This is a genomic window from Emticicia aquatilis (assembly GCF_014644295.1).
In the GTDB taxonomy this organism is placed as follows: Bacteria; Bacteroidota; Bacteroidia; order Cytophagales; family Spirosomataceae; genus Emticicia; species Emticicia aquatilis.
In genome coordinates this window covers 49023-62655 of record NZ_BMKK01000010.1, presented here as the reverse complement: position 1 = coordinate 62655, position 13633 = coordinate 49023, and the positions used below count along the sequence as shown (strand labels likewise).

Sequence of the window (13633 nt, the reverse complement as noted above, 5' to 3'; positions counted from 1 at the left end):
TTTGTATTTATACCCATGATTTCTAAAAGAATTCTTATTGTAGCAATTTAGATGGTGCAAATTGAAAATCACACAAATAAATAAATCAACAAAACGCCTTTAGAGCAATTAACAACATGACTATCATTGAAACAATCAGTCCAGAAGAAGCATTGGACACACTACAACTTTCTCTTCCACCTGCTCCAACGCCTTTGGGAGTGTATAAGCCATACTTGATTGATGGAAAATATTTATACTTATCGGGACATGGGCCTGTGCAAGATGATAAAAGCTTGATAATTGGCCGAATCGGACAAGATTTAGATATTGAGCAAGGCAAATTGGCTGCACGTCAAGTTGGCTTAACGATGCTTTCTACAATCAAAACACACATCGGTAGCCTTGACCGAGTAAAAAGAGTTATTAAAGTTTTAGGTATGGTAAATTGCACACCTGATTTTGAACGCCACCCGTACGTTATCAATGGTTGCAGCGAACTCTTTGCTGAGGTTTGGGGAACCGAAAATGGGATAGGAGTAAGAAGTGCAGTTGGAATGGGTTCTTTGCCTGATAATATTCCAGTAGAGGTAGAGGCTTTATTTGAGTTAAATGATTAAGTAGAAGTAGCTTGAATAAATTTCTCTTATTTTTTAAATAAAATATTTCGCTGAAACTATGTTTATAATAGATGCTCATCTCGACCTTAGTATGAACGCAATGGAATGGAATCGAGATTTACGATTGCCTGTTGAAGAAGTACGAGTAAGAGAGGCTGGCATGAACGATAAGCCCGACCGTGCCAAAGGAACTGTGACTTTTCCCGCTCTAAGAAAAGGAAATATCGGTCTGGTCGTAGCCACACAAATTGCAAGATTTGTCAAACCCGATAGCTCATTGCCAGGTTGGTTTTCGCCCGAGCAAGCATGGTCACAAACCCAAGGACAGCTTGCTTGGTATAAAAGTATGGAAGAATGTGGCGAAATGACCCAAATCCATAACCTTGAAACCTTAGAAAACCACCTAAAGCTTTGGAATGATGGAACTCCAAACGACCATAAGCCGATTGGTTATATTTTGAGCCTTGAAGGTGCCGATTCATTGGTGACAATCGACCATGTAGAGCATGCTTATAAATATGGACTTAGAGCAATCGGCCCTGCACATTATGGCCCTGGCAGATATGCACAAGGCACTGATGCAACAGGTTTTATGGGGCCGAATGGCCAAGCTTTGCTTAAAGAAATGGAGCGTTTGGGTATCATTTTAGATGCTACTCATCTATGTGATGATAGTTTTTGGGAAGCAATGGAGCATTTTCATGGAGCAATTTGGGCAAGTCATAATTTATGTAGAAGTTTGGTCAATCATAATCGACAGTTTAGTGATGAACAAATAAAAGAACTCATCAGTAGAGGTGCTGTTATTGGTGGAGCTTTAGATGCTTGGATGATGGTACCCGATTGGGTAAGAGGAAAATCAACCCCGATTGGTATGAACTGTAATTTAGCCGTAATGGTTGACCACCTTGACCATATCTGTCAGTTGGCAGGTAATGCTCTTCATGTAGGTATTGGTTCTGACCTCGACGGGGCTTTTGGTTTAGAACAAAGTCCGTATGATTTGGATACGATTGCAGATTTGCAGAAAGTAACAATAATTCTTGAGCAAAGAGGGTATTCATCAACCGATATTGAGAATATCATGCACGGAAACTGGTTGAGATTTTTAAGAAAAAACTGGAAATAACATATCATCGTCAAAGTTTAGACTGTAAAAGCATTACTCTTTGATGATGGTTTAACTACATAAATTCTATGCTAAAAAGAACCTTACTGGTAGGTATTTTGTGTATTTACAACTGTTTGGGATTTGCTCAGCAGACACAAAAAACTTTGGCAATTATTCCTAAACCTGTCTCAATTACCTATGAGACAGGTTCTTTTATTTTCGATAAGCAAACCACGATTTTAGCTGAAAAATCTCTTGAAGCAAACGCTAAGTTTTTACAAACCGCTTTGCAGCATATACACCACTTTTCTTTCGCCATTACCAATAAATCAAAGCAAGCTATTGAATTGAGAATAGATTCGGTGAAAGTTCGTAATAGAGAAGGGTATTTTCTTACGGTCAGTTCATCGCAGATTTCTATTATTGGCCATGATGTCGCTGGAGTATTTTATGGAGTTCAAAGTCTTATTCAATTATCAGTTCAATCGAAATCTATTCCCGCTTGTCGCATTGAAGATTATCCTCGATTTGCGTATCGTGGCTTGCATTTAGATGTGGGTCGCAATATGTTTCCAATTTCGTTTCTTAAAAAATATATAGATTTATTGGCTTCCTACAAGCTCAATACATTTCATTGGCACTTGACTGATGACCAAGGTTGGCGGATAGAAATAAAGAAATATCCTCGCCTACAAACTGTTGCGGCGTATCGTCAAGAGACAATTATAGGCCATAAAAAAGATTCGCCACACCGCTTTGATGGGAAACCTTATGGCGGATTTTATACCCAGCTGGAAGTGAAAGAGTTGGTGAGGTATGCCACTCAAAGACACGTTACAATTATCCCTGAAATAGAAATGCCTGGCCATGCTTCTGCTGCTTTAGCTGCTTATCCAGAATTTGGGTGTCGTCAGGAAGGCTATCAAACTGCTACTTTCTGGGGAGTTTTTGATGAAGTCTTTTGTGCAGGAAATGATAAAACTTTTTCGTTTTTACAAGATGTCTTAGACGAAGTCTTACCACTTTTTTCTTCAAAATATATACATATCGGTGGTGATGAATGCCCAAAAGTACGTTGGAAAGCCTGCCCAAAATGCCAACAACGTATAAAAACTCAAGGTTTAGCGGATGAACATGAACTGCAAAGCTACTTTATACAAAGAATTGAAAAATATTTGAATGGAAAAGGTCGTGAAATTATTGGTTGGGATGAAATTCTGGAAGGTGGTTTGAGTCCGAATGCAACTGTGATGAGTTGGCGTGGAGAAGCAGGTGGCATTGCTGCCGCCCAACAAAAACACGAAGTTATAATGACCCCCGAAAGTCATTTATACTTAGATTATTATCAATCATTGCATTCAGACGAACCGACCGCTGCCGCAGGATATACATCTTTGACAAAAGTTTACAGTTATGAACCACATACAAAAGACCTACAAGAAGCCTATTATCCTTTTATCAAAGGTGTACAAGCCAACGTTTGGACAGAATATATGCCAAGCTCCGAGCAAGTGGAATATATGACTTTTCCAAGGGCTTTGGCACTGGCAGAAATTGCATGGACACCTAAGGAATTGAAAGATTATGATGATTTCCTGAGTAGATTACGTCAAAATAGGCTTTTTTTACAGCACAAAAATGTAAACTACTTCAATCGTTTTGAAGAATTAAATTATGTTTTTTTGATGGAGAAATCGGGTAAGAGCATTATTCATCTTGCATCAACTTTACCAAATGCCAAAATCCATTATACTTTAAATAGAAAGAATCCCACTCCTCAAGATAGTATTTTTAAAGACCATATTGCTATTGAAAAAAGCACCATATTGAAAGCCCAGTTATTTGTTGAGAATAAGCCGTACGGAAAAATATTAGAACAAAACTTTACATATCATAAAGCAATTGCTAAAAATATTACACTCAAAAATCAGCCTAAAGCAAATTATAATCCTTCAATTCAGTTTGCACTGGGAAATGGTTTAGCAGGAAATAGTCGGTACAACAATGGCCAATGGGTAGGTTTTAGTGGAGAAGATTTGGAAGCCATTATTGATTTAGAAAGTACTCAAAGTGTTTCTCAAATTGGATTGAATCTATTGAAGTATCACTGGCAAAGAATGTGGGAACCTAATGTGCTGACTTTTTCACTATCTACCGATGGAGTTAACTATCAAGAAGTATATAGCACAAGTGAATTCTCAGTTAATGGAATAAATAAAATCAATGCTATCATCAAACCGACTCAAGCACGTTTCATAAAGGTATTTGCAAAAAATAAAGGCATAATCCCAGCAGGGGAGTATGGTGCAGGTGGAAAAGCCTGGCTATTAGTAGATGAAATAATCGTAAATTAATGGAATAGAGTTTTAATTATCGATGATTGATAGTAGATTAAAAACTGAGAAGTTTTGCTTCAAATTAGCTCGTACTTGTCCATAAATGCAATAAAAATATCAAGGTTTTACATATCTTAGAGAACACGAAATTGAGATTTTGTTTTGAAATTAGATTTTGAGTTCATAGTTGTTTTTATGTCTTAAAACAATGCTTTTTGTAGCTAAGCCAGCTTTAATTATAGCATCTACCAATTTAACAAATAGAATGTTAGGATGATAGAAGAAACAACTTTGCCTATATATCTTAGCCCAGTCTGCTTATCAAGTTCTAAAAAAAGAAGATGAAAAGCAAAAAAATCTTCAGACTAAAGAGTAAATCTATCGGTAATGGTTAATATCGGCATATATTCTAAAACATATACTGATTTATGAATAATCCAATGACCGAATCATGTACAATTTCAGATTTAGAAAATCCAATAGTTCGTCGATTTAGGCGTTTTATTCTTGTTCTCAAATCAAGATTTTTACGTTCAATTCTCCAAGTGAAAGCCTTTCCAATTCGATGCATAGGTCTGAACCAAACTCTATTGTAGGCTCCCCGTCAGTATCTATTCGGTCAATTTTACATTGGTCAAATAAGCCTAAAAGCTTTTTAAAAGTGGCATCTGTTCTCGGTCCAAAAGTAAAGGCTATTACTTTCCGTGTCTGTTTTTCCAATATATACCATAGCCACCTTTGAGTCTTTTTGGAGCCTATGAAACTCCATTGTTCATCTGCTTCTGATGATATAAATACTTGACAATCAAGCCTTTTTAGTGATTCTCGCTCTTGGTGGTCTGGTAGCTTTTTTAAGAGCTCTGTATTTACATAACTTACTTCTGAGGCTTTTTTTTAAAAGTATTGCTCACGGTTTGACGGGCTACTTTTAAGACTCTTTCTATATCTCTTGTCCCACTTCCATTATGACTCATACTGATTATCAATGCCTTGATTGTAGGGTCATTTGCTCTCCATGTATAACCATTTACAAATCTTCGTCCGCACTCTTTGCAGAGATAACGCTGTTTACCTGTATCGGGATGAAGACTGCATTTTACTACCTTTTCGCTTTCGCAGTGAACACACATTAAATTTATCGTTGCCATGCCACAAAGATACTCAAAAATTCAATGTATGCCGATATTACCCACTACCGATTCGTTTAAAATTTTTCCAACGACCGCAAATGAGAAGATTCGGGGTTAGATTTTGAGTTTATTAATTGATTTATCAAACTTTTACTTATTTGCTCGTGTTGGAGACAAACCAACTATGCGAACTGCTCCAATTTGATGTCCACCGACAGAGCTGCGTGCTAAGATGATAAAAATCGTAGAAACTACTCTAATCGAAAGTCGCTGACCAAATCTGCATACCAAGTTCTGAAAAAAGAAAATGAAAAGCAAAAGAATTTATTTGTCGGAGTGAAATTTGAGCAAATACCACGCATTTTTGATGTCCCCAAACTAATTTTGAACGCCCGAAATGCAGAATAAAAATAGCTACTTTTAGGAATAAAACAAGCAGCTTTTAGAATTTCGCTACTTGCCTGTCTGAAGCGATATAAAAAGACCCCCAATGAACTAAAAAAAGGCTTTACTGTCGTCAGTAAAATATAAAAACCCCTTGAAAAACTCGTATTTATTCTGTTTGTAAAAAGTACCAAATTGGGAGGACGTGTGAGTTTTTTAATTATCACATCCATCAACAACCGCATAGAACTTTCCATTTTGACTTACTTGAAAGCCTGGATTCAGAATAATGTTATTTTTTGCATTGTAAATAACATTTCCAGTATTAGTTATAGTATTTAATGCAGTTATTGTACTATTTGTCTTAAAAGTTTGTGAATTAGAAATTGTAGAAGTAATATATTCTGAATTTGAACAATATGAATTTGATAAGCGTAAAATCCAAGAGTCCCCCCATTCTTGATTTGGATTACTACCATGATATCCGCTTACATCTCCATCATTACTTTTTGTATAGCCTGCTACAATATAGTCTCCTCCGGGAGTAACATATACTCTTTGAAGCTCATCAACTGAACTACCTCCTAAACATATTTGCCAAACTAAATTACCATTCCTATCAACTTTTAGTAACCATCCATCATAATCTCCTCCATGATAACCAGAAATATTTCCATTAGTTGAGTTTGTCCTAGCTGAAACTACATAACCACCGTCAATATCTTTTGCAATACAAGTAGGTCTTTCTGAGCCAGTTCCTCCATAGTTTTTTTGCCATACAAGATTACCTAAATTATCGAGATGATAGATGCCAATGTCAGGAATTGCATCATAGGTACTTGGATAAAAAGTACCCGCTAAAACACACCCACCTGCTCCATCTGAAACAACTGAAAAGCACTCTTCCCAAACATTTGCTTTACCCAAACTTTTTTGCCAAATAATATTTCCAGTAGAATTAATTTTGACAACCCAAATATCGCCACTGTCCTCTCGAGCATTATTAATTCCAACATCTCCACTATTATTTGAAAAAGTCCACCCAACCATGATATAGCAATTATCTGTTGTTTTTGTAACTGAGTAAACATTTTCAGTACGATTTCCTCCATATTTATTATCATAGGAAGCCAATCCTGTTGTATCAATTTTGGCTAATGTGAAGTCAGAGCTGGATTGATGATTTATATTATAAGTATTTCTAATCCCTACAAATTTGTTAGGTTCAAAATCTTTAATAATTTGTTGACTGACCAATGGGATACCATATTTACTCCAAATTTTATTACCATTTTTATTTAGTTTAAACCCCCATGCGTCACTAGAATACACGTAAGCTGATATCAATATGTCCTCATTTTCAGTTTCGTTTCCTGCAAGAGCTACACCATAGTATCCTCTATTAAATAAAGTTTTAGACCAAATAATATCCCCTCGTTTATTAAATTTTAGGACCCAAGCGTCTGCATCAGTAATTATGCGTGGTCCAACGTCACCATCAAGAGAAGTAGTGCTACCCATTACAATATAATTACCATCCTTAGTTGGAATTAGGTCTCTTATATACTCATTTCCTGTCCCTCCATAGCATCTTTGCCACTCAATATGTGGAATTTGTGAGTACATTTTTTGAAAAATTAATATTTGAAATATAGATGTAAGTAGTGTAATATTTAGTTTCATTTATGTGATTGTAGATATTATATAATTTTGAAAATACTCGTCCACATTTCCAACGACCAGCATTATGATGGTTTTTGGAGTGATTTTAGAGTTAATTTATTAAATATCAGACCTTTACATAATGCTTTACGTTGGACTCGAATAACTTTGCGACCGCTCTGATATGCCGTCCAACGGACGGCAGGCACGCCAAGAACCCAAGCCAAGAAGTATGCTGCTGAAGGTAAATTTGCATGGAAAAATACAAAAAAGCAAATGAGTTGAATAAAACTTTGAGTTTCGGAAAAAAGTTGGCAAAAATACCCCTCAGAGAACTTGTCGCCAACCCACTTTGCAAGCAGAAAATCCTAAATTGAGTAGGAGAGAACTGTCCTGTCACACGAGAAATATGCGTTTGAAAAATCAAAAACCAGCGGATTCTGCGTGTCAACCAAGCCGATGAACTAAAAAAATCAAACTATTTTAGCAGAACACGAATATTTTTTATTCTATCCTAAAGTTTCAAAATAGGAACCTGCATTATTTTTTTTCTGCATTTCTTTTTCAATTTGTTCAATCTTTGTCTTTTGCTTTGTATTATCAAAATACCTATCATATAGTAATTTTCCAACAATTGAATTCCAAATAAAGCCAATAAAAAAACCAAAGTATTTTGTCATATTAGATTGTTTAATAATTGCCCATTTTGTATTTGAAATTATTAATTCATACTCATAGGAAAGGATTATTAAAGAAGTAGAAATTAGACTAATCACAAACAATGCTAGCGAAAATAACTTCCAATTTCTATATACTTTTAATAATTCTTTTCTCTCGTACTCCTCAAGTTTAAGTTCTGCTAAAGTTTGGTATGTTTTTTTACCTTCATTATTATCATCTTTAAAAATATTTTCATCCAATTCTTTTCGGTATCTTGAAATTTCATTTTTAAGGTCTTCATTTTTCTTAAACAATTTTAGTAAATCAATTACATTGATATTTTTTCGAAACTCGGGATGATAAAAATTATCAATGCCATCTATAAATGCATTTAGTAAGTATTGATAACTTATGAATTGATTTTTTTGTATATCAATGAATACTATTTTTTGAAATTTATTGGTTTCAAAAAAACTACTCATCATCGTAATTACTGTATCAAGTACTATCCAAAACTCTCTAATCTGTTCTCCTTTTATCCAAACATTTATCCTTTTAGAGTCTTCATCTCCGTAAACTAATGCTTGAGTATTACTTTCAGCATGTTTTACTAAAATGCCATTTTTCCAATAGTCTTCTTCATGAGCAAATGGTAATAATGAAGCAATAACCCTTAAAATAGTTGATGGAATCCAAGTTATATATTCAAAGGCATACAATACAGGTAGTTTGCCAGCTAACGGACGATTCCTAAAAATATCGAAAGAAATTTTTGCCTTAGGTGCAAAGCCTTTAGGAATTAACCACTCATTATTTTTTATTGGATTTTCCGTGCATAATTGAAATTCTTTCATCAAATTTAACAAATACTTATGATGATGATTATTATAGAAAAATTCCTTTTTATTTATACTATTTATCACAGGGTATTTAAAAATTTCATATAAGTCACTTTCAACAAGGCGTCCCTTTTTTGAGACACAGATGGGATGCAAAAATAAATGATAAATACCTACTGTAAGCCATTCAGGGTTAAGAATTTGAAAGTCTGGAACTTTAGGAAAATAACTAATTACTCCAATTTGATGCAATGTTTTCAACCAAAATTCTTTATTTTCGATTGTTTTGAATTTTTGTTTTTGAACTAACTCTTCATATTGAGAATATGAAATATAGTGTTCTGTAACATTTTCTAAAACTTCTTTTAAAATAAAAAATTCATCATGATAAGGCTCTTTTAAAAAATCAGCTTCAGCAATACACTTTGATAAATCACTAATAAACTTATTTAAATTTAATTTTGTCTCACAAGATAAGTAGTAAAAATCTTTTATATTGCGATACTTATCTCTAATCTCTTCGGTATCAATTTCTTCTAATTGAGACGGGTAATCAATTTTATTAAAAACAATAAAGACTGGGGAATGTCTCCCAAGACTATCAATTTGTTCCAACCAATAGGTAGGTTTCTCTTCTTTGCGACCATCCAAAACCAAAATATAAAATGTTTTTTGTGTAAAAAAGAATTGGTGTAATGCATGTTTTATGTGCTGGCCTCCAAAATCCCAAAAATTAACTTTTATTTCACCAAAGTTTTTGCTTAGTTTATTGATACTATGAGTTTCGGCTTCTCCTTTTTTATATGAACCATCGTATAGTCTTCTCATTAAACTTGTTTTACCGGCACTTCCAAGACCAACTATAATGACTTTACATTCATTTAATGGACTTGTATGTTGGTTATATTGGATACTCTTCAAAAACTCCAATAATCCCTCTCGACCTCCAATTTTTATTGAGTTTTTAATATTTTCGGAAAGTGGGTTATCAAATAGCATGACTTTGTTACTTAAAGAATAGTCATTTTCTAATAACCAATCAATTTTTATGTTCTTTACAATCCTAATTGGAATTTCGTGAATTTCGTTACTACTAAAATTTAAAGATTTTAAATTTATTAACTTTTCTATTGGATTTATTTTAATTATGTAATTTTTACTTAAATCTAATATTTCTATCTTATGTAAATTTGCAATTGGAGAAATATCATAAATTTTATTATTACTCAAATTTAAGTATTTAAGATTTGCCAAATTTGATATAAAGCCTAAAAAAGAAATCAAATTATTAGATAAGTCTACATATTCTAATCCCTCCAAATTTTGTAATGAATTGAGTCTTTCAACATTATTATTTGATAAAATAATCTTCCTTAATTTATTTAAATTTGAGAGGTATCCTATATCCCAAATATTACTATTTTCCAAAATTAAAATTTGAATATTTTCCAAATGGGATATAAATCTGCAATCATCAATTTTATTGTTACTCAAATCAAGATATTTCAAATTGCCTAATTTAGTTAAAAATAATATATCGTTAATTTCACAATTATTGCATGACAAAAATTCTAATTTTTTTAATGAATTTAATTGGCTTAATTCATTTCCATTAAATGAGTTTGGAAGGCCAGAATTTCTGGAATAAACCCATTGTGAGGTGTCTTCGTCAAAGTACTTATTTCCTAAATTTACTTTTTTTAACCAATGGCATTTTGAAAGAATTTCTGGCAAATAGCCATTTAATCCACAATTACCTAAATCTAAAACCCTATCTTTTGATAGTAAATTTTTTTCAATCAATTCAATAGCAATATCTGACATTGGTTAGATTAAATTAATTATTGAAACATATTTTAACTTCCAACCAAAAGCATTGTGATGATTTTGGTAAAGCATTGATTATAAGGATTTTAATTATGAACTTTTACATAATGCGTAAGTTGGACTTTTTGAACTTGGCGAACCTCGCTAATAAATTGTCCGCAGGACAATTTGAGTCACGAACCAAACCAACCCCACAAAATAGGATGCTGAAAACCAAACTTGCACACCAACCACAACCCGCTAATAAACTGTCCCGAGCCAAATCTGCATACCAAGTTCTGAAAAAAGAAATGGAAAAGCAAAAGAATTTATTTGTCGAAGTGAAATTTGAGCAAATACCACGCATTAAAAATGTCGACGATAACTATGCGTTTGATATTTTGCTGAGAATTAACGATTGAAAACTTCGTTAAGCTAACGTCACTAACTAGCTCAAAACGAAATTTGAGAAGTGATTTTTAATTATCATTTTGTGTTGAATTTATAAAATAGTGAACAATTTAATTTCGATTCTTTTACTGTCATTTCATTTGTAGTAAAAAAAGGTTTCTTAAATTTTAAATTATTAATACGATATTGATAATTGAAGTCAAGTCCTATCTTCGGAGAAAATGAAATCATTGTACCTATTGTTGGGGCGTAATTAACTGTATTGGCATTCCATATTTCTTTAATAGTAGGTGTGTTAGGAGAAAACCTATCTATATTAGTTTGAGTGATTTTGTAATTTCCAAGACCTGCTGAAAACTGTAAATAAGGCTTAACAAAAAAACTACTATTTAAAATACCTCTTACATTAGCATAAGTTACAAAATCATGGTATGTAGTTGTTCCTGCTACTAATTTGTAAATATAGTTGGTTGATAAACCAATACCAATGTTTTTATTTACCAAGTAAAGAGACTGTAATGGCTGAAATTCATAAGTTTTCCAAGGTAACTTTGAATATTTGAAGTTATTTATAGTTATGCCTGTTGAAATGAATAAATCATTCTTATTAAATTGAGAGTGTGCAGAAAATATGAAACAGTAAAAGAAAATAATGCAAAGTGTGTGCTTCATAATTGTTTGAAAATTTAGGAGAATATACTTCCAACGACCGCAAATGAGAAGATTGGAATTGATTTTAGAGTTAATTATTTGATTATCAAACTTTTACTTATTTGCTCGTGTTGGAGACAAACCAACTTTGAGTACCGTTCCGATTAGATGTCCACCAATAAAGCTGCGTGCTGAGATGGTAAAATCGTAGAAACTGCTCTAATCGAATGTCACTCACCAAATCTGCATACCAATTTCTGAAAAAAGAAATTGAAAAGCAAAAGAATTTATTTTTCGGAGTGAAAATTGAGAAAATACCACGCATTTTGAGTGTCGCAAATGACTATGCGTTTGATTTTTAGAAAACTTAGCGATGTTTGTGTGTCGCAAATTATAAAAATTGTCAAACTATTTCAGTCGCATACGATTCTAACTTATCCAATCCACAACTTGAAGCAGAATAAAATCATCAACAAAAAACCTTCTCCCCCCACCACCACAGAATCTTCCACAATGGTAACTATAAGTCTGTACCTTAATAGAGTTTAAAACTTTATGGTTTTCCTTATTAAGAATGATGCATTTTCCGCTTTGAATAATATCACTTAATCTATATTCAAGTCTATGAAGCAAATTGTTGTTTTTAGCAATACTCGGTGCATTAATTTCATTTTTGCTATTTGATTCTTCAATAATAAGTCTCAGTAAATTTAAATCTTCCTTTAAGTGAGGATATTTTGCTACCCAATTTTCAATATTTTCTTTAAAAGTATCTAATGAGGTTTTTATATTATATTTATCACTTTGAAATAAAATTACCGTTTTGCCGTATTTTTCTTTTTGCAATAATGAAACAATCGTATCCTTTTGTATTTCACCCTTCCTTTGAGTTGTTTGTCCAATAGCATTATTAAAGAAAAACATAATTGGAATAACAATAATGTTGATTTGCTTTAAAGTCATTGGTTTGAAGATTATTCCAACGACCAGCATTATGATGGTTTTTGGAGTGATTTTAGAGTTAATTTGTTTATTATCAAGCCTTTACATAATGCTTCGTGTTGGACGAAGCTAACTTTGCGACCGCTCTAATATTGCGTCACCAGACGCAAAAGCCAACCAGTCAATCCAGCCTAACAAATATAATTGCTGAAAACCAACTTTACAAATTTTAAAAAAGTGGGTGAGAGGTTTTTGCGAAAAAAAAGCCTTAGAACTTCGCTTTCATCGTGTCGCACGAGCCTCTAGGCGGGACAATTTGCGTAGAAGTTTTTGCGAAATTAGCCTTGTAAAACTTCGCTTTCATCGTGTCGCTGTAGCCTAAAAACTGGCACAATTTACTGAGTTTTTTTGCAAACTTGTATTTTGTTTTTTTGATATGTTGTCGGCAATAACTAAGAGCCGATACAAAACGACAAAGTATTTTTTTACTAAACTTCATATAAGACGAAAAACAAATTGTCATCTTCACCATACACCTTCCAACCATCTCTGGTGTGTGCAGTATATGCTCTTGGATTGTCTTTTGCAATCGTACCAAATAAAAAGTCATAACACCCTTTCATATTGCTAACTAATTCTTTCAACATTTGTTGTCTAATACCAGAACCCATATAGGAAGAATCTACCACTACTTGGCCACCAACACAAATGTTCTTTTTTTTGTCAATAATACCACTATTTTTCAATTCTTTGACTATTTCTTCATGCCTACCAATAACCCCATCTTTTGAAATATTGTTAAGTAGATAATAACCAATCACTTCATCGTTATATTCTGTAATTACAATTTGTTTCTTTTCAATTATGGCGTAAAATGTGTCTGTGGAAAATGCGGCACCGATGTATCCATCTTGCAGCTGGTCACCAAGTGCTGCTTTTTGCCACTTATGATTTAGTATTACAAGTTTTTGTACATTTATAAATTCAGCACTACAAATTTTTACATCAATTTTTGAATCATTTTTAAGAGTAATAGTAACCATTGTTGTATAAAGATTTATTGTAAAAATACTTTAAAAGTGAGTAAAACAACAAAGATAGT

General features: G+C 33.1%; 10 protein-coding genes and 1 pseudogene. 4 read left to right on the top strand and 7 right to left on the bottom strand.

Going from position 1 to position 13633, the window contains the following annotated elements:
- Positions 1-116 precede the first annotated feature (116 nt).
- The 3 genes from IEX65_RS20905 to IEX65_RS20895 all read left to right on the top strand — a co-directional run bounded on the left by IEX65_RS20905 (position 117) and on the right by IEX65_RS20895 (position 4064).
- Positions 117-599, top strand: a complete 483-nt coding sequence (locus IEX65_RS20905; protein ID WP_188768995.1) for a RidA family protein — start codon at positions 117-119, stop codon at positions 597-599.
- 58 nt (positions 600-657) lie between these two features.
- A complete protein-coding gene (locus IEX65_RS20900; protein ID WP_188768993.1) occupies positions 658-1728 on the top strand; it encodes a dipeptidase in 1071 nt (356 codons plus the stop codon).
- Between the two features lie 68 nt (positions 1729-1796).
- The gene (locus tag IEX65_RS20895; protein WP_188768991.1) at positions 1797-4064 is read left to right on the top strand and encodes a glycoside hydrolase family 20 protein; all 2268 of its coding nucleotides are present in this window, start codon (positions 1797-1799) and stop codon (positions 4062-4064) included.
- A 391-nt stretch (positions 4065-4455) separates the two neighbouring features.
- On the opposite strand, the pseudogene IEX65_RS28240 reads toward IEX65_RS20895, so the two are convergent.
- The 4 genes and pseudogenes from IEX65_RS28240 to IEX65_RS20870 form a co-directional block, all read right to left on the bottom strand.
- A pseudogene (locus tag IEX65_RS28240) lies at positions 4456-4838 on the bottom strand (IS1 family transposase).
- An 83-nt stretch (positions 4839-4921) separates the two neighbouring features.
- Entirely contained in the window at positions 4922-5194 is a 273-nt protein-coding gene (locus IEX65_RS20880; RefSeq protein ID WP_188768988.1) for an IS1/IS1595 family N-terminal zinc-binding domain-containing protein, read from the bottom strand.
- Between the two features lie 582 nt (positions 5195-5776).
- Positions 5777-7243, bottom strand: coding sequence for a 3-coathanger stack domain-containing protein (locus IEX65_RS20875; RefSeq protein WP_188768986.1), 1467 nt, complete (start codon positions 7241-7243; stop codon positions 5777-5779).
- Between the two features lie 488 nt (positions 7244-7731).
- Positions 7732-10545, bottom strand: coding sequence for a COR domain-containing protein (locus IEX65_RS20870; RefSeq protein ID WP_188768983.1), 2814 nt, complete (start codon positions 10543-10545; stop codon positions 7732-7734).
- Between the two features lie 110 nt (positions 10546-10655).
- On the opposite strand from IEX65_RS20870, the gene IEX65_RS20865 reads away from it, so the two are divergent.
- Positions 10656-10949 carry a hypothetical protein gene (locus IEX65_RS20865; protein WP_188768982.1) on the top strand — a complete coding sequence of 98 codons (294 nt, stop codon included), beginning with the start codon at positions 10656-10658 and terminating at the stop codon, positions 10947-10949.
- A gap of 64 nt (positions 10950-11013) precedes the next feature.
- On the opposite strand, the gene IEX65_RS20860 is transcribed toward IEX65_RS20865, so the two are convergent.
- The 3 genes from IEX65_RS20860 to IEX65_RS20850 form a co-directional block, all read right to left on the bottom strand.
- Positions 11014-11610, bottom strand: coding sequence for a hypothetical protein (locus tag IEX65_RS20860; RefSeq protein ID WP_188768980.1), 597 nt, complete (start codon positions 11608-11610; stop codon positions 11014-11016).
- 408 nt (positions 11611-12018) lie between these two features.
- A complete protein-coding gene (locus IEX65_RS20855; RefSeq protein WP_188768979.1) occupies positions 12019-12552 on the bottom strand; it encodes a hypothetical protein in 534 nt (177 codons plus the stop codon).
- A 467-nt stretch (positions 12553-13019) separates the two neighbouring features.
- On the bottom strand, positions 13020-13574 hold the full coding sequence (locus tag IEX65_RS20850; protein WP_188768977.1) for a GNAT family N-acetyltransferase: 555 nt from the start codon (positions 13572-13574) through the stop codon (positions 13020-13022).
- Positions 13575-13633 lie beyond the last annotated feature (59 nt).

What these genes read in the sequence shown, in the direction of transcription:
- IEX65_RS20905 (WP_188768995.1), top strand. Translation starts at nt 117, where the DNA reads ATGACTATCATTGAAACAATCAGTCCAGAAGAAGCATTGGACACACTA.
- IEX65_RS20900 (WP_188768993.1), top strand. Translation starts at nt 658, where the DNA reads ATGTTTATAATAGATGCTCATCTCGACCTTAGTATGAACGCAATGGAA.
- IEX65_RS20895 (WP_188768991.1), top strand. Translation starts at nt 1,797, where the DNA reads ATGCTAAAAAGAACCTTACTGGTAGGTATTTTGTGTATTTACAACTGT.
- IEX65_RS20880 (WP_188768988.1), bottom strand. Translation starts at nt 5,194, where the DNA reads ATGGCAACGATAAATTTAATGTGTGTTCACTGCGAAAGCGAAAAGGTA.
- IEX65_RS20875 (WP_188768986.1), bottom strand. Translation starts at nt 7,243, where the DNA reads ATGAAACTAAATATTACACTACTTACATCTATATTTCAAATATTAATT.
- IEX65_RS20870 (WP_188768983.1), bottom strand. Translation starts at nt 10,545, where the DNA reads ATGTCAGATATTGCTATTGAATTGATTGAAAAAAATTTACTATCAAAA.
- IEX65_RS20865 (WP_188768982.1), top strand. Translation starts at nt 10,656, where the DNA reads ATGCGTAAGTTGGACTTTTTGAACTTGGCGAACCTCGCTAATAAATTG.
- IEX65_RS20860 (WP_188768980.1), bottom strand. Translation starts at nt 11,610, where the DNA reads ATGAAGCACACACTTTGCATTATTTTCTTTTACTGTTTCATATTTTCT.
- IEX65_RS20855 (WP_188768979.1), bottom strand. Translation starts at nt 12,552, where the DNA reads ATGACTTTAAAGCAAATCAACATTATTGTTATTCCAATTATGTTTTTC.
- IEX65_RS20850 (WP_188768977.1), bottom strand. Translation starts at nt 13,574, where the DNA reads ATGGTTACTATTACTCTTAAAAATGATTCAAAAATTGATGTAAAAATT.